Below are 25,260 nucleotides of genomic sequence, written 5' to 3'. Positions count from 1 at the left end.
GTGGACGGCGGCGGGGCCTGGCACCGCTTCCGCCACGTCACCCTGCCCCTGTCCTGGCCGGCCACGTACTCGGTGATCATCCTGTCGTTCATCGGCGGCCTGCGCTCCTTCGACCTGATCTGGACGATGACGCGCGGCGGGCCCGGCTTCACCAGCGACACCATCGCCTCGATCATCTACAAGCAGTACCAGGCCGGCTTCTTCGGCCTGTCCACCGCCGGCAACGTGCTGCTGTTCGTCGTGGTCACCGCCATCGTCGTCCCGCTCAACTACTTCCTCGGCAAAAGGCAGGTGCCCGCATGACCGCGCTGAGAAGGCTCGGTGCCGAGGCGATCGCGCTGGTGCTGGCCGGGGTGATCTTCCTGATCCCGTTCGCGCTCATGCTGCTGACCGCGGTCAAGGACCAGACGCAGGCCACCGACCTGGACTTCGCCTGGCCGGCCAACTGGCCGATCGTGCAGAACTTCGTGGACGTGATCGAGGCCCGCGACTACGTGCTGCTGCGCGCCTACGTCAACAGCACCGTCCTGACCGTCGCGTCGGTCGTGCTGATCGTCGTGTTCGCCTCCATGGCCGCGTTCGTGCTGCAGCGCCGCACGGGCAAGCTCGGCTCGGTGGCCAACTTCCTGGTGCTGACCGGGCTGATCATCCCGCCCGCGATCGTGCCCACCATCTGGCTGCTGCAGGCGCTCGGCCTGTTCAAGACCCTGCCGGGGCTGATCCTCATCGAGGTGGCCTTCCACATGGCGTACTCGGTGCTGCTGTTCCGGGCGTTCATCGCGGCCATCCCGCGCGAGCTGGACGAGGCCGCCCAGATCGACGGCTGCACCGGGCTCGCGCTCTTCTTCCGGGTGATCTTCCCCCTGCTCAAGCCGGTCACCATCACCGTGGTCCTGACCACCTCGGTGGCCATCTTCAACGACTTCGTCAACCCGCTCTACTTCACCCCCGGCGACGACAACGCCACCGTGCAGGTGACCCTCTACAACTTCCAGAGCCAGTACAACACCCAGTGGAACCTGCTGTTCATGGACATCGTCCTGATCACGATCCCACCGCTGCTGCTCTTCATCTTCTTCAACCGCAAGATCGTCGCCGGCATGACCGCCGGTGCCATCAAGGGCTAGGAGACCCGTGACCCTCGTGCATGTCGAAGCGCCCGTCTTCGAACACCACCACGACCCCATCGGCATCGGCGAAAGCGCTCCGCGTCTGTCGTGGACCGTCGCCACCGAACTCCCCGGCTGGCGGCAGCAGGCGTACGAGATCGAGCTCAGCGACGGCACGGCCCCCGGCCGGGTCGAGTCGGCGGAGTCGGTGCTCGTGCCCTGGCCGGGCGGCGAACTCGGCTCGCGCGAACGGCGCGGCGCCCGGGTGCGCGTACACGGCCGCGACGGCTCGGTCAGCGACTGGAGCCCCTGGTCATGGGCGGAGGCCGGGCTGCTGGAGCCGGCCGACTGGACGGCAGGCGCGGCGGCGCCTCCGCTGGAGCTGCTGGGCCTCCCCGACGGCCCCGCGCTGCTGCTGCGCCGCGACTTCACCGTCCGCGGCCCGATCGAGCGGGCCCGCCTGTACGTCACCGCCCACGGCGTCCACGAGACCGAGATCAACGGCCACGTCGTGGGCGACGACGTCCTGGCGCCCGGCTGGACCAGCTACGGTCACCGCCTGCGCTACCGCACGCACGACGTCACCGGCCTGCTGACCGAGGGCGCCAACGCCATCGGCGCCACCCTCGCCGACGGCTGGTATCGAGGCCGGATCGGCTTCCGGGGCGGCAAGAGCGACCTGTACGGCGACCGTACCGCGCTCATCGCCCAGCTCGAGATCGCCTACGCCGACGGCACCACCGACGTGCTGACCACCGACGGGAGCTGGCGCTGCGCGACCGGGCCCGTCACCGCCGCCAGCCTGTACGACGGCGAGAAGTACGACGCCCGCCTGCTGCCGTCCGGCTGGTCGGGCCCCGGCTTCGACGACGCGGCCTGGCTGCCCGCCGACTCCCTCCCGCACGACCCGGCCCTGCTCGTCGCGCCGACGGGCCCGCCGGTCCGGCGCATCGAGACGCTGGCGCCGGTGGAGACGCTGACCGGGCCGGACGGGGAGACGATCCTCGACTTCGGCCAGAACATCGCCGGCCGCCTGCGCATCCGCGTCCAGGGCCCGGCCGGGCACACCGTCACGCTCCGGCACGCCGAGGTCCTGGAGGACGGCGGGCTGGCCATCCGCCCGCTGCGCGACGCCGCCGCGCTCGACCAGTACACGCTGCGCGGCGACGACGGACCGGAGGAGTGGGAGCCGCGCTTCACCACGCACGGCTTCCGCTACGCGCAGATCGACGGCTGGCCCGGCGAGCTGGACCCGGCCTCCGACGTCGTGGCCGTGGTCTGCCACACCGACATGCGCAGGACCGGCGACTTCACCTGCTCGGACCCGCTGCTGTCCCGGCTGCACGACAACGTCGTGTGGAGCATGCGCGGCAACTACGTCGACCTGCCCACCGACTGCCCCCAGCGCGACGAGCGGCTCGGCTGGACCGGCGACATCCAGGTCTTCGCACCGGCCGCCGCGTTCCTCTACGACTGCTCGGGCCCGCTGGCGTCCTGGCTCGCCGACCTGGCCGTCGAGCAGGTCCAGGAGGGCACCGTGCCGCATTACGTGCCGTGGGTGCCGCTGCTGTTCGGCAACTCGCCGACCGCCGCGTGGGGAGATGCCGCGGTGCTCGTGCCGTGGACGCTCTACCAGCGCTTCGGCGATCTCGGGCTGCTGCGCCGGCAGTACGCCAGCATGAAGGCGTGGGTGGACCAGGTGGACGGGCTGGCCGGCGACGACCACCTGTGGAACGAGGGCTTCCAGTTCGGCGACTGGCTGGACCCGGCCGCGCCGCCGGACGACCCCGGCAGGGCCCGTACCGACCACGCGCTCGTCGCCACCGCCTACCACGCCCACACCGCCGCGGTCCTGGCCGAGACGGCGGCCCTGCTGGGTCACGACTCCGACGCCGGGCACTACGCGGCCCTGGCGCGGGAGGTGCGCGAGGCGTTCCGCCGGGAGTTCGTCACCCCGTCGGGGCGGCTGGCCTGCGACACCCAGACCGCCTACGCGCTGGCCCTGACCTTCGACCTGCTGGACGGGGCCGAGCAGCGGGAGCGGGCCGGGCGGCGCCTGGTCGAGCTGGTCGGCCAGGACGACCACCGCATCGGCACCGGGTTCGTCGGCACGCCGCTCATCTGCGACGCGCTCTGCTCGGTCGGGGCGTACGACACGGCGTACCGGCTGCTGCTCCAGCGCAACTGCCCGTCCTGGCTGTACCCGGTGACGATGGGCGCGACGACGATCTGGGAGCGCTGGGACAGCCTGCTGCCCGACGGCTCGGTCAACCCCGGTGAGATGACCTCGTTCAACCACTACGCGCTCGGCGCGGTGGCCGACTGGATGCACCGCACCGTGGCCGGGCTCGCCCCGGCCGCCCCCGGCTACCGCCGCCTGCGCGTCGCGCCCCGGCCGGGCGGCGACCTCACGCACGCCTCGGCCCGCCTCGACACCCCGTACGGCCTGGCGGCCGTCTCGTGGGAGCGGGACGGCGAGACGCTCACGGTCACGGCGACCGTGCCCCCGGGGACGGTCGCCGAGGTGGACCTGCCGGGCGCCATCCCGCAGGAGGTGGGCGCCGGGACCCACACGTTCACCACGACGATGTGACCCTCGATGCCGGGCTGGTGGCGGGGTCTACCGCCACCAGCCCGTGCTGCTCCAGTTCCTCCCTCTTCGGACGCTGTGTCTGGAGGCCGGCCACGCGGATGTCGGGTATCCGTTCAGCTTCCGCTTGGCTTGCGATAGGAGACGACCTTGTCGCCGTTCGCCGGGTAGGCCATGATCAGCAGCCGCTGGGTGCCGTACTTGTCGCCCTTCCAGGGGACCCAGGCGAAGTGCACCCGGATGCGGTAGTGGCCCTTGCGGCCGTAGAGGGACAGGTCGGGCAGTTCGGTGCCGCTGAGGCCGTCCGACAGCACCATCTGCCCGGACGAGCTCAGGTAGCCGACCTCCACCACCTGGTCCCAGCCCTTGGTCTCCACGGGCGGGCGGCGGGTGTAGGTCTCCAGGGTGACGCAGACGTGGGAGTCGGAGTGGGTCGTCACGACCAGGTGGCCGGGGCCGCTCCCGACCAGGCCGTTGTCCACGGCTTTGGCGTAGACCTCGGCCGGGTCCTCGCCGTGGTCCGTCTCGTCGTACATCTCCAGACCTCCCTCCGGCCACTCGGGCTTCTTGAGGACGGAGGATCGGGCGGGCGGGACGAGGGGGCGGTGGCGCGGGGCCGCGTCGCATTTGCGCTGTTCCTCCGCTTCCCATTCCTCGAACTCCCGGTCCGCGGCGGCGCGTTCGGCCTTGATCGTCGCGTCGGCGCGCGGGCAGATCCCGGCGAGCGTCGAGGCCAGGCTCTCGGCGTTCACCCTTAGGCGGGCCAGCTCCCGCCGGTCGTCGCGGGTGTAGGCGTCGCACAGGCGGCGGCCGTGGGCGAGCAGCACCTGGTCGGGGGTGGTGGCGGCGAACGTACGGCCGGCGCGTACCGCGCACACGAACGCCCGCTCGCCCGTCGGCGGCGGGGGCTCCTCGTCGTACTCCCAGGAGTCGCGCGGCGAGCAGTCCTCGGCCGTGGTGACGGGACCGCGCGCCAGGTCGGCGGCCGGGACGACGCACAAGGCGGCGGCCACGGCCAGCAGGTGGTGCAGGGGGCGGCGCTTCGGGGCGGCGCCGTACAAAAGGGTCAGGAGGAGGGCGGACGCGGCGAGCGCGGCGCCGTACCACAGCGGCGAGACCCCGAACCGGAACCCGCCGTCCTCACCCCTGCCCAGCAGCGCTTCCGGGTAGATCAGCATCCCGTGGGAGAGGGACTCCTCACCCGGGTCGGGTTCGTACGTGAGGAAGGAGACGGCGCCGATCACGGCGGCGAGCGCCAGGGTGTTGACCGTGGCGCGCAGCAGCGGCCGGGTCCTGCGGACGACCGCGACCAGGATCAGCGCGGCGGGCGCGCCCACGCCGACGAGCACGTCGAAGGCGAACCACGTCATGATCGCGCCGGCGCCCGTCTCCTCGCGCAGGAACCTCTCGATCACGCCCCTGGGGCCGATCCACAGCACCGAGCCCTGCGCGAGATTGACGGCCGCGGGGACGAGCGGGAGCACGACGGCCACGGCCGCGAACGGCCAGGGCCGCGCCGCCACCCGCTCGGGCGCGGGCCGGACCAGGGGCGACTGCGGGATCGGGTTGGCCAGCTCGTGGGCGGAGCGGGCGTCCCACACCATGCCGAAGACGCTCGCCGCGCCCAGGAGGCTGTGGTACAGCAGGGAATAGTTGATCTCGTCGTACAGCAGCATGTACGAGTACGACGACGGCGACATGAACGACATCGCCCCCGAGATCGCGCCCGTCCACACCGTGGTCCGGCTCCAGCGCGGATCCCTGGCCTGGCCCACCAGGATCGGCACCATCCACAGGACCCAGATGAATTCGTCCAGCCCGCCGAACGAGCCGATGCTCACGAGGGCAGCCAGGTCGAACCAGTAGGCGATGCTGGTGGCGATCAGCGAGACGGCGCTGAGCGTGCCCGCCACGAGCGCGAGGAGCCGCCACGCCCGGGACAGCACCGGGGCGAGGACCAGCGGAAACAGCCAGACGACAAGCAGCTGGAGCAGGCCGCCGAGCACGCCCGTCCACCATGCGTACGGGATCGGGAGCCGGACGACCAACGTCACGGCGAGGCCGGCGTACAGGGCCGCTCGGAGCAGCGCGACCCGCCTGCCCCTGCCGGTCAGCGCTCCGGCGGCGCGCCCGCGCAGCGCCTGCCAGTAGGCCCAGCCCTGCAGCAGCCCGGCCGCCACGACCAGGAGCTCCGCCCACCAGACGAAGGGAACCTCGCGCGGGTCCCACTCCCCCACGACCAGCCGCCGCAGCAGCGCGGGGTCGCGGGTGACCAGCGCGACGACGCCGAGCGCGACGACCAGGGCCGCGTAGGCGAGGGCGAGCGGCGCGGCGATCCGGCCGAAACGGTAGCGGCGCACGGGACATCCTCGGGGGGCGGTTCGGACCGGGCAAAGGCGCCCAACCCTAGCGAGCCACCCCGAAGATGATCAAGTATCGGTGGTCAGCCGATGCGGAGCGGGAGCGTACGCGGGCCGCGGACCTGGCCCGTGGCCCAGGTGACCGCCGCCGGGTCGTCGAGGCCGAAGACCGGGATGCGCTCCAGCCACACCTCCAGGGCGATCCGCAGCTCCATGCGGGCCAGGTGGGAGCCCACGCAGCGGTGGATGCCCAGGCCGAAGGCGGCGTGCCGGTTGACCTCGCGGTCGATGACGACCTCTCCTGCCCGGTCGAACTGCTCCGGGTCGCGGTTGGCCGCCGGGAACGACAGCAGGACCCAGTCGTCGGCCTTCATGTCGACGCCGTTCCAGCGCATGTCCTCCTTGACCAGCCGCGCCATGGTGACCGGCGCGTAGGCCCGCAGGAGCTCCTCCATCGCGGCCGGCAGCAGCTCGGGCTCGGCCACCAGCCGCTCGCGGTCGCGCGGCGTCTTGGCCAGATGCCACAGCGACGCCCCGATCGCGCTCCACGTGGTGTCGATCCCGGCGATCAGCAGCAGCGCCATCGTCCCCGCCACGTGCGAGGACTCCAGCTTCCGCCCGTACAGCTCGGCGTCGACGAGGTAGGTCGTCAGGTCGTCGCGCGGGTGGTCCACGTGGTCGCGGATCTGGACGAGCAGGTAGTCGAACAGCTGCTCCATCCCCTCCATGCGCTTCTCCGCCGGCCGGTTCACGCCTTCGAGCGCGTTCTCGATGAACTCGCGGAAGCGGGGCCCGTCCTCGGGCGGGAAGCCGAGCATGTCGGCGATGACCCGCATCGGGATGTGCTGGGCGTAGTCGCGGGCCGCGTCCACCACGTCCTGGCCGGCTAACCCGTCGATGAGCTCATGGCAGAGCGCCCGCGTCGACGCCTCCCGCCTGGCGACGGCGGTCTTGGTGAACGCCGGCAGCAGCAGCCTGCGCGCGTCGTGGTGGAACGGCGGGTCGGAGGAGATCGGCGGCGAGCCGCCGATCGGCGCGACCTCGCGGGGCGGCCGGAAGTTGCTCATGATGATCGAGCGCGAGGAGAAGCGCTCGGTGTCGTACGCGATGGCCGCCACGTCCTCGTGCCGCGTCGGCAGCCAGCCGCCGCCGAAGCGGTCGGTGTGCGCGATCGGGCAGCGCTGCCGCAGCTCGTCCTGGATGGGGTACGGGTCCGCGGCCCACTCGGGCTCCAGGTGGGAGAAGTCGGTCGCCCAGTCGGACACCGGGCCGGTGACGATCTCGTTGCGCGTGCCGAGGGGCGGGTCGTCTCCCGTGCCCCGGAAGTCCTGGCTGAAACGGTCGTCAACGGTCATCTCACGCCTCCTCCTCGAGGTCGATCGCCCGCTCCGGACAGTTGGCCACCGCCAGGCGCGCCGCCGACTCCTCCCCCGGCGGCACGACGCCGTCGCCGACGACCTGCCCGTAGCCCTCGCCGTCCTCGCCGAACAGGCCCGGGGCCAGGTCGTAGCAGCGGCCGTGTCCCTGGCAGCGCCCGGGATCGATCTGTACTTTCACTGCGGCTTCTCCGCTCTCTCTGGTGGGGCGATGGGCGGGTCTTCCGCTCTGTCCGGTGGGGTGTTGGGCGGGTTCTCCGCTCCGTCCGGTGGGATGTTGGGCGGGTTCTCCGCTCCGTCCGGTGGGGCGATGGCGGCCACGACGCGGGTCAGCAGCGCCGACCACTCGGCGTCGTCGACGGCGTGCAGGTCCGGCGTGATGAGCGCGCTGCCCATCGCCAGCAGCAGGCAGAAGTGGGCCAGCGCGTCCGGCGACAATCCGGGGTCCAGCTCTCCGTCTCCCTGGCCCGTGCGTACCAGCTCGGCGATCCAGTCGGCCCGCTCCCCCACGTAGTCACGCATCGGCCGGGCGACGTCCTCGTCCCGCCTGGCCGCGACCAGCGCCTCCACGACGAGGTAACCGGGAGCCTCACGGGGCCGCGGCAGCCGTCGCCCGAGAACCAGGAGCAGCTCCGCGGCCGACCGATCGGGGTCGGCGGCGAACAGGCCCGCCAGGATCCGCCGCCCGTGGGCGCGCAGCGCGGCGACGAGCAGCTCCGCCTTGGAACCGAAGTGCGCGTACAGCGCGCCGTTGCTCACCCCGGCGGCGGCGGCGATGTCGGCGACGCGCGTGCCGTCGTACCCGCGTGCGGCGAACACCTCGGCGGCCGCCTTCAGCAACCGCTCACGCGTCTCGGCGGCCGTGACGCCCGCGATGCGACCCATGAGTGAATTTAAAGATTGTTCATTTGATACGTCAAGCACGCCCCGGTCGCTGTCTGAGCGTCTGGGCCCATGCGGCCGGTCACGCTTCTTGGTCCGGACGTGCCGGGGGCGCGGCGGCGGGACGCGGTATGGCCCGTGCCCCCGACCAGGACTGGCCGGGGGCACGGGAGAGCCCGCTAGCGGGCGCGGTAGGACAGGATCAGGCCGAGACCCTCGAGAGCGGACTTGTCGCCTTCCAGGACCAGACGCCAGGTCCCGGCGGTGAGGCCGGGGGTCGGCAGGAGCTTGCCCTCGTTGAGGGTCAGGCGTCGTTCGCCGTTGAGGAGGAAGCGGGCCGATCCGTCACCGGCCGGCGAGTACAGGGCGTACACGCCGGTGATGGCGCGGCCGGTCATGCCGGGGAACATGTCCGGGGTGAACGGAAGGGTCAGCGTGTCGTCGGAGCCGTCGACGAACGTCGACCACTCTTCGGGGAACTCCGCCGGGATGTCGCAATAGCGAGCCGTGGCATAGGGCTTGAGCATGCCCTTGACCGCGCCGGCGAAGAGCTCACCGCCCTGTTCGGCGGAGTACTTCACGGTGACGGTGACGTCCAGGAGTTGCGGGGCGCCGCCGGAGGGCAGCTCCAGGCGCCACCGGGAGACCGCGCCGGTGCCCTCGAAGGGAAGGTAACGCTCGTCGTCGTAGCGAAGGTCGAAGAGGCCGTTGTTGTCCTTGTACTCCTCCAGGTCCGACAGTGCGATCTGCTGTCCGCCGCGCCAGTCGGCGCGCAACGTCGCCGGCATCGGGCCCTTGGGGTCGAGGAGGTACTTGACGGCCTTGGGATCGGCCGCGAGCACCGTCCTGCTGTCCAGCTGGGTCAGCACGGCGTTGAGAGCGATCGGCCCCTCCGGGCCGGTGAAGGTGACCGACACCGTCTTGACGCGCCGGCGGTAGTGGCCGGGGAAGTCGCGGTCGAAGAGGGCCTCGGTCAGGGCGAACTCGCAGCGGCCGGTGGTGCGGAGGCCGAGTGCGGCCACCGGGTCCAGCGCCAGCAGCGACACCTTCTTGGTGATCTCCAGGCCGCGGCGGTCGCTCTCGAGCCACGCCTTGCCCAGCCGCTCCAGGTCCAGCCCCAGGCTTTCCGCGGCGAGCAGGCCGTTGCGCCGGCTCTCCCAGTAGAGCGGCTGGATGTAGTCGGCCTGCCCCTCGGGGACGCCCCGCTCGTACTGGAAGGACCGTTGCGCGGAGCGCGCCATGTCGTACGCCATCGAGTAGGTCTGGAAGTACAGCCCGGCCAGCCGCCCCGACATCCACTGGTACAGCTGGAGATTGGTGAACTTGCCGGTCATGAAGGCGCCGACGGCCTCCTGGTTGGCGATCTGCTGATCCAGGATCTGCAGTTCGCGCTGGGCGGCCTTGAGCCGGAACTCGGCTGCCTTCACCTGGTGGCCGAGCTGCTCCACGTCGTTGCGGGCGACGGCGAGCTGGAAGGCCCAGTCGCCCGCCATCCGCTCCTGCTCGGCGCGGATGCCGAGCAGCTCGCCGATGACGTTCAGCGCCTCGGCCGCCGACGACGAGGCCTCGCCGCCGTGCTCCAGGGCCTCCGTCACCTGCTCGCGGCCCAGCTTGGTGCCCATGATGAACAGGCCCAGCAGGACGTCCGGCAGGCCCGAGGCGATGGCCGCGCCGGCCTGGAAACCGGTCGCGACGACGTGGGCGACCACCGCCGCGGACATCATGCCGAGCTGCGCCTGCTCCAGCGGCGTCAGCCCGGCGGCGATCAGCCCCTCGTAGTGGTCGACGCGGTTCTGCGCGCCCTGCTCGCTGACCTGCACCTCGCTCAGGCCCTGGGCGGCGATCTCCACCTCCGCCTCGCGCACGGCGCGGGTGAGGGCCAGGATCGTGCCCTCGTGCCGGTTGTTGAGCAGCGCCAGCTCCTCGGAGTCGCGGCGCTCCAGCACGCTGAGCAGGTCGCCGCCGAACTGCCGCAGCTTGTCCACCAGCTCCTGCGCCTTGCGGAAGACGGAGGAGAAGCGGTAGTGCGGCACCGGCAGGGTCGCGGCGGCGGCGAGCCGGTCGAGCGAGGCTCCCGCCGCCGCCCCGCGCACCAGCGCCATCACGTCGGCCGGCGGCTCGAACAGCGGCAACGGCCGGCTGACTCCCATGATGTCGAGCGAGGCCCGGATCTTGCGCAGCCGGTCCTCGACGCGGTCCCAGTACTCCAGGAAGACGCCGTTGGCGGGGACGTGGAAGTACGGTCCCGCGACGCTGGCGTGCACCTCACCCGCCTTCTCCAGCATCGCGCCGCCCGCGGTGAGCTCGGGAAGCCCATCGTCCTCGGGCGCCCGGCGCAGCTCCTCGTAGGTGAGCGCGGGCGTGAGGGCCCGCGGGCCGAGGTCCTCGGGCGGCCGCTCGCCGAGCAGGTCGTAGGCGAAGATGTAGAGCATCCTGGCCTCGTCGACGCTCTCGGCGGTGTACTGCCTGAAGAGCAGGTCACCCCAGTCGAGCAGGTTGTCGACGTACGCCATCACGACCGCGCGCCGGTAGGCCGGCGGACGCAGCTCGGCGATGGCGTGCGGGTCGAAGGGATCCTCCAGGTACGCCTTCAGCAGCGCGGCCCGGTCGCCCATGAGGTCGTACTGCTGGCGCAGCCGGCCGAGCAGGGCGATGCGTTCCAGCAGGCCCTTCAGCGCCGGCCCGGCCCCCGGCGGCGCCTCCAGCGCGTTGAGCGCCTCCTCGATCGGCGGCACCCCGGCGGTCGACGGCCCGCCGGACGGCAGCTCGGCGAGGTAGTCCTTCTCGGCCTGGCTCAGCTCGCGCTGGTGCTGGAAGGCGGGGGCCATCGGCTCCACCTTGACCAGGATCGCCTCCAGGTCGGCGGCCGGCTTGCTCACGTCGGCCCCTCGGCCGGCGAGCTCGGCCAGGTCGTGGCGGCAGCTCTGGACCAGCGCCTCGACGTCCGCCGCCAGGAACGGCAGGAAGCGCCAGTATCGCGGCATGGTGGGGTCGAAGACGTACTCGTACCAGGTGCGGGCGTCGTCGAAGCGCTGGGCGGCGTTGAGCGCCTGGGCGATGAGCGTGGGAGCGTGGAAGAAGACCTCCCAGTAGTAGATGCCGTTGCCGCTGTTGAAGTCCAGGTGCGTGCCGGCCGGCACTCCCTGCTCCGCGGTCGACTCGGTGACCATGATCGTGGTGGCGTCGGAGACTCGCGTGCTGAAGGACGGCAGCTCGTCGAGCTCCTGGATCTCCGGCGCGAGCAGCGCGGGCACGCCGCCCTCCAGCAGCGCCTTGTTCAGCCTGTACGCCGTGCTAGAGGTGAGCCTGATGACCTCGTGCGGCAGCGCGGCGATCTCGTACGGCCGCTGGACCTTCACCGACGAGGGGTAGGTGACGTACGTGGAGCCGAGGAACAGATAGAGGTCGGTGCTGTCGAGCACGCCGTCCAGCCCCGTCTCCCAGCCGTCGGGCAGGCCGCCCCAGTTGCCGCTGACCGGGGAGAACTCCTTCATGGACGCCAGCTCTTCGCCGGGCCGCAGCACCGTGTAGTCCTGGTCGCTGAAGACGTAGCGCAGGCCCGAGCGCTGGAAGACGGCCCGGACGCGGCGGCTCATGGGCTTGGGGTAGCCGGGGTCGGCCAGAGCGGCCACCTCGCCGCCCTTGAGCGTGTAGCGGACGTACTCGAGGTTCCTGGCGAGGAACAACGTGGCGTCCTTGCCGCCGGTGCCGGGGACGACGTAGGCCGCGTCGACGCCCTCGTCGGTGACGGCCGTCCTGGCCACGCCCAGGGGCTTGATGGGGGACGGCTCGCTCTGGACGTATTCCCTGGAACCGTTGCCGGACTGGCCCCGGCCCTTGCCGGGTTCCTCGCGGGTGATGGACAGGTAGGTGTGGGTGTCGTTGTTGAAGAAGTAGACGCTCTCGCCGTGGCGGAAGGGGGCGCTGACGGGGCCGGACTGCGGCAGGCCGTCCTTGTTGCCCCGCAGCTGGATCGGGCGCTCGTTCTGGCTGTCCCCGCGCCGGTAGGAGTCGCCGTTCACGAGGAAGACGTCGTCGCCGCGGATCAGGAGCGCCCCCACCGGCGTGTTGCCGATCGCCCACGGCGGCTGGAAGGTCTCCAGAGGATTGCCGGGACTGGTGCGGCGCATCCACAGGTGCTGTCCGGCCGAGTGGTAGTACTCCACGCCGTTCGCGTCGACGGCGGCGGCGTCCACCTTGTCCCACTGCGGGAAACCCTCTTCGTTGCCGTTGATCAGCTTCGGATAGCCCACGTCGATCCTGCCGAAGGGGGCACCGGAGTAGCGGTAGTAGTACGCGCCGGAGAACAGGTAGAGGAACCCGTCCTTGACGATGGCCGCGTCGACCCCGGCCTTGTCGTTGTACAGGGGGGTGGGGACGTGTCCCCAGCGTTCGGCCGTCAGCGGCTTGCTGAGGCGGGTGGCGGTCGTCCGGGTCGCGGAGACCTCCACGTAGTAGGGACCGGAGCCGCTCTCACCGGTGTTGTTGAAGAAGTACCTGACGCCGCCGGGCAGCTCGACCGCGGCGTGGATCGGGGACCACACCGGCAGCTTGTCAGGATTGCCGCTCAGCTGCCGCGGCTCCTCGCCGCTGCCCTCCGGGGCGATCGGCCGGCACAGGAAGCTGCCGCCCTTGTGGTCGACGCTGATCCACGGGTCGCTCTCGGCCCCGGCCGGCAGGGTCAGCTGGACGACCTTGGACTCCTCGATGGGCTCGCCGAAGATCTGCTCCAGCCGGGACGGCCGCACCGGCTCGGGCACGCCCTCGGCGCGGATGGCGTACAGCTCGGGGGTCAGCGCGAACGCCGACTGCACCTTCTGCGGGCCCTCCGGCTTGGCGACCGTGTAGGTGCAGGTGATCAGGATGGTGTCGTGCGTGCCGCCGTCCGGCACCGGCACGGTGGCGGACGCCTGGACGTACAGGCTGACGGCGTCGACGGGGGCGTCCAGCACGTCCTCCAGGGGCAGGACCTGCGAGGGCACCCATTCGCCGTTGAGGTTGCGGAAGGAGTAGTTGACGCGCACGCGGTACTTGGGCGGCGGCGGGGTGAGCGTGCGGTTGTCGCCGCTCTGCTGCTCGGTGAGCGTGGTCTGGGCGCCGGGCTCGGGCGCGACCGCCTCGGCCGTGGGCCAGAAGACGAAGATGCGGCCGAAGGCGTGCACCGGGTAGACGATCTCGGCCTCGACCTGCGCGTCGACCTTCAGCCACGGCTCCCAGGTGGCCGACAGGCGCCCGTCGTCCCTGAACTCCGCCTCGCGGCAGTAGTAGCGCCTCGGCTCGGTCCTGGTCCGGCCGAACAGCACCAGCCGCCGGACGCCGGCCTCGGCGCCGTCCGCGCGGTAGACGTAACCGCCGGCGATCGAGAGCCTGGAGACCTCGGTGTACTCGTCGAGGTAGCGCTTGTAGGCCTGCTCCACCTTCTCCTGGGTGATCTCGCCTTGCAGCAGGTCGTCCTCCAGGGCGCGGAAGGCGGGCGTCTTGGAGCCGCGCAGCTCGGGGCGCAGGTAGTTCTCCGGGTAGAGGAAGACTTTCCTGTTGGCCTCCCACAGGCGGTAGTTCTTCAGCCAGGCCCACCAGGTCCTGATCCGCCGCCTGGTCTCCTCCGGGTCCCGCCCGTCCGGGACCGTCACCCGCTCCAGATCGAGCAGGTAGCGGTGCACGTAGAGCTGGGCGGCGGCGATGGCCTCGCGCACCCTTGAGGTGCGGCCCTGGCCGCCCATCTCGACGTCGGCCAGCAGCCGGTCGTACAGCTCTCCCGGGGTGCCCGGGGCGATCGAGACGAGGGCGTCGCGCTTGAGCACGTTGATCTCGTCGTGGACGGCGGCCGACAGCGCCTCCCACTCGCCGGTGTACAGGCGCTCCATGATCCCGTAGAGGGCGGTGTTCGCGGTCGCCAGGGCGGTCGGGTCGCCGAAGGCGGGCCGCCACACGTCGGTGTAGAGCGTGGACGGGGCCTCCCCCATCCGGTCGGTGAGCGTGAACAGCTCGACCAGGCGGAGCAGGAACTCGACCTCGAAGCGGTCCTCCTCCAGCCGCACCGGTGCGGCGCTCACCGCCGCGGCCGCGATGGCCTCGGGTTCGGCGGTCAGGAGCGCGGCGTTGCGCTTGGCCCACCTGATCTCGTCGACGTCCCAGCCGAACAGGTCTCCCAGGTACGCGTACGGGTCCTGCACCACGGCCGGCGGGTCCAGCAGGAAGGCGGGCAGGCCGTCCGGGTGCCGGCGGGCGAGGTCGATGAACCTGGAGATCGTGTGCACGTCGCTCAGCCGGTAGTCGGCCGTGCCGCCCCAGCGGTAGCGGAACCGCTGCGGGTAGGTGCGGTCCACCTCGTGATAGCCGCGGGAGTAGCGTACGTATTCGTCGCCCTTGCACAGGTACGTGCGGTCCTCGAAGACGAAGGCGCCGTCGACGCCGGACTCGAAGCGGCCCGGCAGGTCGCCCCAGTCGTCCCGGACGGTACGGGGGTGGCCTTCCTCCACGAACTCCAGCGCGCCCGGACGGTAACGGACGTACTGCTCGCCCTTGAAGGCGTACAGCTCGCCGGTGGGCGCGGCGAAGGCGGCGTCGATCAGCCGGTGGCCGGCGTCGGCGAAGGCGTTGCGCACCTTGCCGAACAGGGCGTTGACAGGCTGCGCGGCCGGTTCGCCGACCCGCAGGCAGCGGTCGCCCTTGATCAGGTGGACGACGCCGGCGGGGCCCGGGGTGCGGAAGGCCGCGTCGAGGCCGTCGGCGAAGTCCGCGGGCGGGTCCTGCATGCGCAGATCGAAGGCGAGGCCGGGGAGGATGGCGCGGGGGTAGCCGTCGTCGGCGTACGCGTACTCGGTGCCGGTGTAGCGGACGTACTGGTCGCCGGAGAACAGGTAGGTGTGCGCGCCGGTGACGATCGTCGCGTCCACCTTCTCCCTCTCCACGAGGTTGTTCCGGACGCGGCCGAGGACGGCGAGGTCGCGGGTGGCGGTCGCGGCGCGGGAGACGACGTGGCAGGAGCCGCCCGCGAAGAGGTAGGCGGTGCGGCCGTTGGCGATGGCGGCGTCGATCGTGCGGCCGGTGACCGCGTCGTCGAACGACTCCGGCAGGTTGGCGAAGGCCGCCTCCCGGCGCAGGTTGCCGACGATCTTCTTCGGGTAACCGGGATCGATGTAACGGTATTCGGAGCCGGTGTAGCGGACGTACCGGTCGCCGGAGATCAGGAACGTCGTGTCGTCGCCGAAGACGCAGGCGGCGTCGATCCTGGCGGTCGCGTCGTCGGGCACGAACGGGTTGGGCGACCTGCCCCACCGGTCGCGGATGACGGCGAGCGGGGCGAAGTCGTGCCCGTCATGGCGGGAGTACTGCTCGGAGAGGAAGAAGTACGTCGAGCCGTCCGGCGCGGTGAACGCCGTGCGCAGCGCGTCACCGTCTTCCCGGCTGGATTCGAGGATGCGCTCGAACCCGGGCCAGAGCCGCTCGATCGGGCGCGGGTAGGACCAGGCGCCGGCCCGCTCGTCGTACTGCACGCAGTGCTCGCCGAGCAGCAGGAGCATGGTGTCGCCCGCGAACAGCACCGCGTCGGGCACGGGGTGTCCGGGTATGCGGTACTGCTCGGGCACCCGCCAGAAGCTCTCGTCGGCGAGCTGCGGCTCGCCGTCGGGCTCGGTGTAGTCCGTGCCGGAGTAGACGAGGTAGCGCATGCGGCCTTCCTCGTCGGGCGACTCGAAGAGGTACGTCTTCGTGCCGCGCACGTACGCGAGCGCGACGTCGTCCAGGCCGCCCCAGTGCTCGGAGATGAGCCGTGGCTCGCCGTCGATGGTGAGGCCGGGGTTGGGGGCGGCGGTGTCGGCGGGGCCGGGGTCGGCGTAGGCGACGAACTGGTCGCCGCTGAACAGGTACGTCCTGCCGTCCCGGCCGACGAACGCCGCGTCCACCTTGTTGTCCTGATAAATCGTGTTACGTGGCTTGCCCCACTCCTCGGCGAGGAGGTACGGCCTGTTCAGCCGCGTGTTGACGCAGTTCGGCCCCTTGAACAGGTACGTGGTGCCGTCGGCGCCGCGCAGCACGGCGTCGAGCCCGTTCCGGAACCCCTCCGGCGCCGCGCGCAGCGACCGCGGCGTACCGGTCTCCTGCGCGAACCCGAAGCCTTCGACGGCCTCGATGCCCGCGCGATGGCGCCAGCCGTTCCCGTCCTCCGCCAGCAGCTTGCCGTCCTCCAGGAAGGCGCAGCTCAGCCCGCTCAACGAGGCGTCGTCGTAGCGGCGGTAGAGGCCGTCGGACACGATGTGGCAGCGGCCGGCGCGGAAGAGGTGGACGTTGCGGCGGTCGGCGAAGGCGGCGTCCACGCCGTCGAGCGTGACGTCAAGGGCCGCCATCCCGGGCTCCCGCGACAGCGCGGACAGCGCGGCCGGATAGCCGTCCTGCACGTGGTCGAGCTCCGTGCCCAGGTAACGCACGTACTGGTCGCCGGAGAACAGGTAGGTGTAGTGGTTGTCCACCTTCCTGCCGTCGATCTCCTCCGTCACGGTCCTGGTCAGCGCGGCGTCCACCAGGCCCGTCCGGGCGATCCTGTTGACCACGTTGCCCCAGTACGCCGGGACCGAGGCCGGGTAGCGGTCGTCGGCCCTGGTGTAGTCGCCACCGGAGAAGCGGATGTACCGGTCGCCGGAGAAGACGTAGGTCCGGCCGTCCTTGCCGACGAAGGCGGCGTCCACCCAGGTGAAGGGCAGCAGGCTGTCCCAGTGGCCGTCGATCGTGCGCGGCTCCGACCACCAGCGGTGCCGGGCGTCGGACACCACGAAGCTGTTGCCGGCGAAGAGGTACGTGCGGCCGGTGCCGTCGGTGAAGACCGCGTCGATGACCGCGAAGCGGGGGTCGTCGGCCAGCGAGGCGGGCAGGTTCCACCAGTTGTCGGAGACCGGTTTGGGGTAGCCGGCGTCCGGGGTGGCGTAGTCCCTGGTGGAGTAGCGGACGTGGAAGTCGCCGCCGTCGGCGTGCACCTGGATGTGCAGCGGGTTCCTGCGGAGCGTCAGCGCGATGCCCTGCTCGGTGCCGACGTGCCACGTCCGGTACTCGTCCGTGCCCTCGGAGGTGACGGTGGCCTTCTCGGCCAGGGTCAGGCCGTGCTCCAGGAAGTGGCGGCGCAGCGCGGGCGACAGGCGGCCCTCGTTCAGCTCAGGCTCCTGGGCGAGCGGCACGTCGAACAGGTGGCCGCCCTGGCCGAACAGGTACGTCTTTCCGTCCATCACGAAGGCGGCGCCGACCTTGCGCAGCCCTCCCCAGTCGCCGGCGATCCTGCGCGGGTAGCCGAGGTCGACGACGGCGTAGTCGGCGCCGGAGTAGCGGATGTACCTCTCGCCGCTGAACAGGTAGGTCTTGCCGTCCATGCCCACGAGCCCGGCGTCCACGGCGCCACCGGCCAGCACGTCGGCGACCTTGCCCCAGCGCTCGGCCGTCGGCTGCGGCACGCCGCCGCCGGAGGCGGCGAAGGAGACCGTCCTGCCGTCCTTGAACAGGTGCACCATCCCCGAGACGGGCTCGGTGAAGGCCGCCTCGACGCCGGTGTGGAACTCGCCGGGCAGGCGGGCGAACTCGGTCTCGATCCGCCGCGGATAGCCGTCGTCCACCCGCACGCCGTCGTTCTCCAGGCTGTCGGTGTAACGGACCACCTGGTTGCCGCGGAACAGGTACGTCCTGCCGTCGGGGCCGGTGAACGCGCAGTCGAGGCTCTGCGCGCCGTCGAAGGCGTTGCGGATGCGGCCCCACCGGGCGGAGATCGGCTGCTCCTGCCCGCCGATCTCGAAGTAGCGGCCGCCCGCGAACAGGTGGACATGCCCGTCCACGTCCTGGAAGGCCGCGTCGAGCGCCCCGGTGAACGCCTCGGGCAGCGGCGTGTCGTGGCCCTCGGCCTGCCACCATTCGGCGACGCCGCGCGGGTAGCCCTCGTCGACTGTCGTGAAATCGTGGCTCGAGTATCGGATGTACTGGTCGGCGCAGAAGAGGTAGGTTCTGCCGTTCTCGTCCACGTACGCGCTGTCGATCCGGCGCGGGGCCTCGAAGTTGTTCCTGACCTTGCCCCACAGCTGGTCACGGGGGGCCCAGCGGATGCTGCCCGGATCCTTGACGAACAGCCGCGACACCTCCCGTTCGGGGACCTCGTCACCCTCGTTCCGCTCGACGGCGCGACCGACGATCCCCTCGGCGCCGCCGGGGAAGGCGAAGGCGGCGTCGACCCGGGTCAGCCCGGTGAACCGGGGCGACAGCTCGGTCAGCGCCTTGGACCTGGGGTCGAGCAGGGCGTACGTGTCGGCGGAGTAGGCCCAGTAGACGTCGCCGGCGAACACGTAGATATGGCCGTCGGAGCTGCGCAGCACCGCGTCGACGACGTCGACGCCCGGCGGCAGGGCCAGGGGTTCGGGGTATTTGCCGGTCAGGTCCTGGTCGTGGAAGGCGACGGCGACCTCGGTCTCGTCCATGCCGAGCTTGCCGGCCAGCAGCGCGAAGCGGCGGATGCGCTCGTAGGCGGCCTGGAAGTGCGGATCCGACAGCCGCCGGGGGACGGCGATGACCGGCGGGATGAGGATCTCCATCGCCTCGGGCAGCCCGCCGGCGACGCCCGCGCAGATCGCCGCGGCGCTCTCCTGGGGCACCCCGAACGCGTCGGCCAGCGCGGAGGTCAGCGCCTCCTGCTGCTGCCCGGCACGGCTCTCCAGCGTGGCGGTCACCTCCTCGACCGCCTCGGCGAGCGCCACGGCGACCGCGTGCAGCAGGAAGAACACGTCCCGCTCGAAGTCCTCCAGCCCCTGCAGGGCGAAGCTGACGACGTTCGCCGGGTTGGCGAAGAAGGGGACCGCCTCGCGCGGCACGGACAGGCCGTCGGTGAGGTGTCCCTGCGCGATCAGCTTCTCGACGACCAGCCCCTGCTGCTCGTCGTCGAAGCCGAGCTCGCCCAGCGCCTCCAGGTGGATCCGGTACGGCCGCTCGTCCTGCGCGCACTCGGCGACCCGCCGGGCCACGATGGCGGTCTCGGCCGCGGTGAACCCGTCGCCGAGCGTCTCCACCTCGGCGACCGGCCAGCCGTCGCTCAGATAGATGCCCTCCATCGCGGCCATTGCCCGCTGCGCCATCGCCAGGTCCGCGACCTCGGTGAAGTCCTCGGGGGTGAAGGTGTAGAGCTCGGCCTCCAGCTCGCCGATCTGCCGTTTCGCGGCGTCGAGCACGGCGTTCCGGTGCGGGTGGAATTCCGGCGGCAGCGCGAAGTCGGCGGGCCGGAGCGCGGCCAGCGCCTGCTTGTTCAGATAGCGGCCGTTCTCGTCGATGTAGCCGTTGAAGCGCAGCCCGTCCATCAGCCGGGCCAGCCGCGCCTCGCTGAGCCGCAGCCCCGTGAGGAGCCCGGGGTCGAGGACGAGCGGCTCGGCGCGGAAGGCGTCGATGCGCCGGCGCAGCAGGGTGAGCACCTCGGGGGCGACGTCGGACAGGCCGGCGTTGACGCGGAACGCCTCGACATTCTCCTCGTCGGCGAAGAACGCCGGATCCTGGACGGCGCCCTCCTCGTCGACGTACCCGTGGTAGATCAGGTTGTCGTACAGCTCGTCGAGCTGGCCCTGGGACAGGTTGCCGACCGTGGCCAGATCGGAGGGATAGAAGGACGAGGTGCCGTTGCCGACGCTGTTGATCAGCTTGAACAGCGCCTCCTTGAACGACGCGAAGTCCCGCTCCAGGTTCAGGGCGTAGTCGGTCTCGGGCATGCCCTCGGTGACGAGCGTGCCGTCGGCACGCAGCCGTCCGCTGAAGACGAGCTGCGCACGGATCTTGCCGGCCAGCCGCTCACCGAGCCCCAGTCCGATGAGGTCGTCGTCGACGATCATGCCGAGGGAGGTGACCGCCTCGTGCGCGGCCACGGCCACCGTGTCCGGGTCGAGGCGCAGCAGCCGGGCGTCGCGTTCCGACACCACCGCGCCGGTGTGGGTCGCCAGCACGTCGTGTACGGCCTGCGCGGCCCGCGGCCCGAAGCGCTCGCCCTCGAACATGGCCGGCTCCATGGCCACCGCCTGGAACCGCTGGTCGAGGCCCTCCAGCACCGCGAGCCGGTCATCCCCGCCGGACGCGCCGGGCCCGCCGGGCCCGCCGGACCCACTGGACCCGCTCCCCAGGATCTCGGCCAGTTCCTGGGCGCCGAAGCCGCCGTCCTGCATCCAGCGGGCGACCGCGAGCAGCGTCTGGGCCAGCCACAGGCCGGAGACGGGGTCGCCGCCCTCCAGGATGCGGTAGCAGTCCTGCGTCTTCGGCTCGACCCCGCCCAGGAGGGAGAACGTGGAATACCGCCACAGCGACGGGTCGCTCTCCAGCACCCCCAGCAGGTCGAACAGCTCCCCTGCGGACATGCCGAGCGCCGAGGTCAGCCTGCCGGTCCGCCGCAGCAGCGCGATCTGTGACGACCCGATCGGACCACGGTCGAAGGGGCTCGGCTCCAGGGCGCTGTAGCGGTCGCGGTAGCGCCGCACGGTCTCCACGATGTCGCTCTCGGAGGTCCCGATCCCGATGGCCAGCTTGCGGCGGTACTCCTTGTTGTGCGGGCCGAGGATGTCGCCCGACATGGCGGGCAGCTCCTCGGGCACGGGCTCGACCTCCGCCACCAGCCCGCACACCGCGTCGACGGTGAGGTCGTAGCCCTGCCGCAGGTGCACGGCGAGCGCGGTGATCCGCAGCGCGGCCGCGTCGAGCGTGCCCCCGCAGCACGTGGTCAGGACGCGATCGAGGTCGCTGAGGCCGAGCCCGGTCCACCTGGCCAGCCGGACGATCCGGCTGATCCGGTCGTACCAGCCGGAGGTGGCCCCCTCCAGCCGCGTGCCGTCCGGCGACATGGTGACCGGCTCGCTGCCCTGGTTGACGTACGAGTCCTTGGGCGGGCGCACGAGGTCGTCCGGCTCGCCGAGCAGCTCCCGCAACTGCAGCGCCGACAGGCCCGTCGTCTGCTTGAATCGTTCCACATCCGCTAGCGAGGTCAGCGGATCCTGCGGTGCGAGCCCGTAGAACGCCTTGATCCCCGCCTCGTCCGCCGGTGATGTCAGATGCGTGACGGCCTCCGCGGACAATCCCAGGAACAGCCGGGCCACCGTGTCGGCGTCGGCCACCGGAGCGAAGATCCGGTAGAGCTCGTCCGGTCCGGTCCTGAGGTGCCGGAGGTAGGTCTTGAAGCGCTCCTCGTCCAGCGAGAACGGCATCCCGAACGGGTACTTCAGCCGCTGCCGCATCCGCTCGTACGGCTGGTCCCCGGCGAGCCTCTCCAGCAGCTCGATGACGATGTCCAGGTAGGGAGCCTCGCCGAAGGTGTTCTCCCCGTCCAGCAGGACCCTCTTCAGGTCGGCGCGCCGGTCGTCGCCGAGCAGCGACGGCTGCTCCAGAACGGTCTCGAGCAGCCCCAGGAGATCCGCGAGATAGGCCCCCGGCGAGTAGACCGTCCTGGCCTCGTCCTCCTGCCGATGATCGAGATTCGTGTCGTCGAACAGTTCCTCGTAGCTCGGGATCGGCTCGTTGCCCGCCATGCGTCCCCCCTCAGAGAAGCCTGTGTAGTCCGGACCGACTCCACAGAGCGGCCCGCGCCCTCACAGATACAAGCGCAGAAACCGCGCCACGAATATGGCGACAAAGCCACCTGTGCTCACCCGGCTCAGCGGCGGACCATCCCTCCCGTCGCTGGTTCGCGCGCGTCGACAAGTCACCGGATGCGATGAAGCGGCGCGCGATCGTCGACCGGGCCCTTCAGGAGCCGGTGTCGTTGACGCTCTGGGCATCAGCGAGCCGCAGCTCAGAGAAGCGCGCCACGAATGTGGCGGACAGGGAACCTTTGCACGCTCGGCCAGAAGGTGGACGATCGATCGGTCATCAGGCAGGGGGAGCCTTGAGCAGAATGGCTGGGGGGTCATGAAAAAGAAACCGACCATCGGCGCGACCAAGAACAAGCGTCAGCGCAGGCGTACGATCGGCGGACCAGAAAAGATCACGCCTGGCATATCCGACATGTCTGACTTGCCTATCACGAAGCGTGACGTGTCGGTCGCCTCCGCACCGATCTCCACATCGACGCCGCCGGGCTGGCAGAAGTTCACCGAGAAGCCCGACCCGGCCACCGCCAAGGTGGTGGCGAAGGCGCTGCAGGACAGAACGTTCTCCGCGCAGCGCATGGCCGAGATGCTGGCCCAGCGCTCGGCGTCTGAGCGCAGCAAGATGTCGCGGCTCATCGTGACGCAACTCAGAGGCAATCTCGCCCTCGACTTCCTGAAGGCGACCGCCGGGGTTCGTCTCGTCAAGCCCAAGACGCCGCAGAAGCAGCCTGAGGGCGATCGCGCGCCGGGCCGCAACGAATCGTTCGAGGCGCTCGACCTCGCCACGCCGGTCAAGGGCGCCATCGACCTGGTCGAGCTCGCGAAGCGGACCGACGACGCGGACGACGCCTCGTCGATCGCCTACCTCAAAAAGGCGTTGGCTGACATCACCTTGATCAGCAGCGGCAAGGAGCCGTACTCGCGGCTGCGCCGCACGGCGCTCAAGAAGGTGGCGGCCCCCGCGCAGAAGCACATCGCCAAGCAGGTGGGCTTCCGTACGGCGGGCAGCAAGCGCACCACCGGCCAGAGTAACCTGACGACCCAGCACGACCTCGAGTCCAGCTACTGGCGCTCGTCCTTCGGCGAAGCCCTGGATGATTTCGCGGCGAAGCTGCAGGCGGACCACAAGCTGCAAGAGGGCGACATCCTGGTCAACAGCCCGCGCGTGCTGCGCAAGCTCGAGATGGTACTGAGCCCGGAGGTGCTGGCCAAACTCGAGATCCGGCCGCTCAGGGGGGAGACGGGCATCAGCGTGCTGAGGGGCGCCAGCGACCCCTCCTTGAAGTGGAAGGAGATCCTGGAGGGGATCGGCGCGACGCCGTCGGCGTACCAGCTCTACGAGCTCATGGACGCGGGCAAACCCCGGCCCAAGCCGGACCTCGCCTTCGACACGCACGCCGACCTCGCGCAGCTCATCACGTCCAGCGCGTTCTCCCGTCTGCAGGACTTCGCGCGCGGGAAGGGCGAGCTGGCGCCGGTGTGCGCCATGGTCGAGCACCTCCTGCTCGGCCTCACCGACAAGCTCGGCCCGGGCCGCTACGACGCGCTGACCGCCGACGCCCTGGGCTCGCTGCGCCGGCTCCTCGACATCGTCGTCGAGGATCCGAACCCGTCGACGGCGTTGCGCGCGGTCGACCTCATGATGGACGAGATCACCGTCGTGCTCGCCGTGGCCAAGAACTACGGACATGTTGACTATTGGGCGACGATGAAGGACGTCCTGCTGAAGCGGGCGCCGAGCATCGCACCGTACGTCGGCAGGGAGATCGAGCTCAGCAGCCACCTCATGACCAGCGGCATGGACGCGCTCGGGACGGCGCTGTACATCGCGCTGTCGTCGCGGCGCACCGACCAGGTCTCGCGTCCCACCGAGGGCATCGACTACTTCGAGACCGGGATGCTGCTCGGCAACCTCAAGAAGGGGGAGGTGACGAAGCCGCGCAAGGATGTCGTGGTCGCGGCGCTGAACCCGAGCACGCCCTTCGAGTCGTCATCGGCGAAGAACCTCGTCGATGGCGTGCTCAAGGATCTGAAGACACGTAAGCGGGATGACCCGCCGTTCGCGCTGATACTCGACACCACCGTCGAGGACGGGCTGGACCCGTCCACCGGCCGGACCCGGCTCGACGAGGTGCTCAACGGCCTGAAGGACGTCATCGCCGACGGCAGCCTCGAGGTGTTCCTGTGCAAGAGCTTCCAGAAGTACGCCTCCTTCGGCACCGGCAAGGTCGCCGCCGGCGACCTCACGGTGTTGTCGAAGACGCACAGCATCGAATCCCAGCGCACGCAGTCTGAGGCGCGGCTGCAGGAGCTAGAGCTCGATCTCGCCCGGCATGACGAGGGACAGCTCGTGATACACATGCTCAAGCACGGCAACCAGGACGAGCAGGCGCTGATGCGCAGCGCCGCCGGTAACGCCGAGTTCGTGAACAGGTTCTGCTGGCCGGTCACGCATACGGACCTGGGGTCTCCGTACGTGGACGGCATCCCCCTGCTCCTGCGCTCGAAGCCCGGGGGCGAGATGACCGCGCTGTTCCAGAAGCTCGCCCTGGTCGACTGGCGCGGCAGCTTCTCGTTCCTGCGGACGTCGTTCGTCGACCTGATCCCGGGGCCGTGGGGAAAACCGACAGAAGGTCAACAAGAGGACTGGTACACGCGCATCAACACCGGCCAGGAGTCGAAGCAGGCGATGGTCGAGTACTTCTACGCGTTCGGCCACCTGGCCACCGGCACGCTCCCTGGGAAGAACGAGCCGACGACTCAGACCAGCCTGACCCTGAAGGGCGTGATGGACCACTGGAAAGCGCTGGGCGGGGTCAAAGACGATGCCGACATCGCGCGGTACCGGGACAGCATCATGGCCTCGTACTGCGTGTTCGCGTGCCAGAACGCGCGCTACAAGCCGGACGTGCTGCCGATGCTCCTCACGTTCTTCGCGACGCCGACGCCCGGCGTCTCGATGGAGACCCTGCGCTATCTCGCCGGCGAGCTGATCGCGATGACGAATATGACAGGCGTGAAATCCCTCGATCCCGACGCCCTCACGGTCCTGGGTGAGCAGGCGAAGGATTTCACGATGCCAGGCATGGAAACGCTCGACGCGAACGGCGCCCTCGCGGCGCTGCGTCGCGCGGCGGAGGTCCTCCCCAGCTGGTCGATGAAGCCCTTCGCCCAAGTACTCAAGAACAAGCTCAACCTCGATCCCGACCCCAGCGGCGATTCGGAGGAGGAACGCCGGATGCGCGATCTCATCGACCGAGCCCTCAAAGCCTGAGGCCGGCGGGCGATCAGCCGGTCGATCACGATTCCCGGGCCCGGGACGCCCCGCCTCCCCCGACCGCGGCGTCCCGGGCCGTAGCCGGCCCGCCA

At 70.7% G+C, this 25,260-nt stretch carries 9 protein-coding genes; 4 read left to right on the top strand and 5 right to left on the bottom strand.

All coding sequences use genetic code 11. The annotated features are described in order from the left end of the window. The 3 genes from ACWEPL_RS40270 to ACWEPL_RS40260 all read left to right on the top strand — a co-directional run. Positions 1 to 303: carbohydrate ABC transporter permease (locus ACWEPL_RS40270; protein ID WP_452439274.1), on the top strand; the 303-nt coding region annotated here is incomplete at its 5' end. Beyond that, positions 300 to 1,127, top strand: a complete 828-nt coding sequence (locus tag ACWEPL_RS40265; RefSeq protein ID WP_363982296.1) for a carbohydrate ABC transporter permease — start codon at positions 300 to 302, stop codon at positions 1,125 to 1,127. The genes ACWEPL_RS40270 and ACWEPL_RS40265, both read left to right, overlap by 4 nt. 7 nt (positions 1,128 to 1,134) lie before the next feature. Further along, complete coding sequence (locus ACWEPL_RS40260; RefSeq protein ID WP_452439273.1) at positions 1,135 to 3,702, top strand: family 78 glycoside hydrolase catalytic domain; 2,568 nt, start codon at positions 1,135 to 1,137, stop codon at positions 3,700 to 3,702. Positions 3,703 to 3,815: 113 nt separating this feature from the next. On the opposite strand, the gene ACWEPL_RS40255 is transcribed toward ACWEPL_RS40260, so the two are convergent. From ACWEPL_RS40255 to ACWEPL_RS40235, 5 genes are all read right to left on the bottom strand, one after another. Next, a complete protein-coding gene (locus ACWEPL_RS40255; RefSeq protein ID WP_452439272.1) occupies positions 3,816 to 6,059 on the bottom strand; it encodes a hypothetical protein in 2,244 nt (747 codons plus the stop codon). 83 nt (positions 6,060 to 6,142) lie between these two features. After that, the gene (locus tag ACWEPL_RS40250; protein ID WP_350741654.1) at positions 6,143 to 7,414 is read right to left on the bottom strand and encodes a cytochrome P450; all 1,272 of its coding nucleotides are present in this window, start codon (positions 7,412 to 7,414) and stop codon (positions 6,143 to 6,145) included. Position 7,415: 1 nt separating this feature from the next. Beyond that, complete coding sequence (locus ACWEPL_RS40245; RefSeq protein WP_452439271.1) at positions 7,416 to 7,616, bottom strand: ferredoxin; 201 nt, start codon at positions 7,614 to 7,616, stop codon at positions 7,416 to 7,418. Next, entirely contained in the window at positions 7,613 to 8,320 is a 708-nt protein-coding gene (locus ACWEPL_RS40240; protein ID WP_452439270.1) for a TetR/AcrR family transcriptional regulator, read from the bottom strand. The genes ACWEPL_RS40245 and ACWEPL_RS40240 overlap by 4 nt, the downstream gene beginning before the upstream one ends. A 176-nt stretch (positions 8,321 to 8,496) precedes the next feature. Further along, positions 8,497 to 21,831, bottom strand: a complete 13,335-nt coding sequence (locus ACWEPL_RS40235; RefSeq protein WP_452439269.1) for a Tc toxin subunit A-related protein — start codon at positions 21,829 to 21,831, stop codon at positions 8,497 to 8,499. A gap of 112 nt (positions 21,832 to 21,943) precedes the next feature. On the opposite strand from ACWEPL_RS40235, the gene ACWEPL_RS40230 reads away from it, so the two are divergent. After that, complete coding sequence (locus tag ACWEPL_RS40230) at positions 21,944 to 25,165, top strand: hypothetical protein (protein ID WP_452439268.1); 3,222 nt, start codon at positions 21,944 to 21,946, stop codon at positions 25,163 to 25,165. Positions 25,166 to 25,260 lie beyond the last annotated feature (95 nt).

It is taken from the genome of Nonomuraea sp. NPDC004186, assembly GCF_053603495.1.
This window is presented reverse-complemented; position numbering and strand designations above follow the sequence as displayed.

Bases quoted from the DNA above. Each gene is read 5' to 3' on its own strand.
- ACWEPL_RS40250 (WP_350741654.1), bottom strand. From the start codon at position 7,414: ATGACCGTTGACGACCGTTTCAGCCAGGACTTCCGGGGCACGGGAGAC.
- ACWEPL_RS40240 (WP_452439270.1), bottom strand. From the start codon at position 8,320: ATGGGTCGCATCGCGGGCGTCACGGCCGCCGAGACGCGTGAGCGGTTG.
- ACWEPL_RS40265 (WP_363982296.1), top strand. From the start codon at position 300: ATGACCGCGCTGAGAAGGCTCGGTGCCGAGGCGATCGCGCTGGTGCTG.
- ACWEPL_RS40235 (WP_452439269.1), bottom strand. From the start codon at position 21,831: ATGGCGGGCAACGAGCCGATCCCGAGCTACGAGGAACTGTTCGACGAC.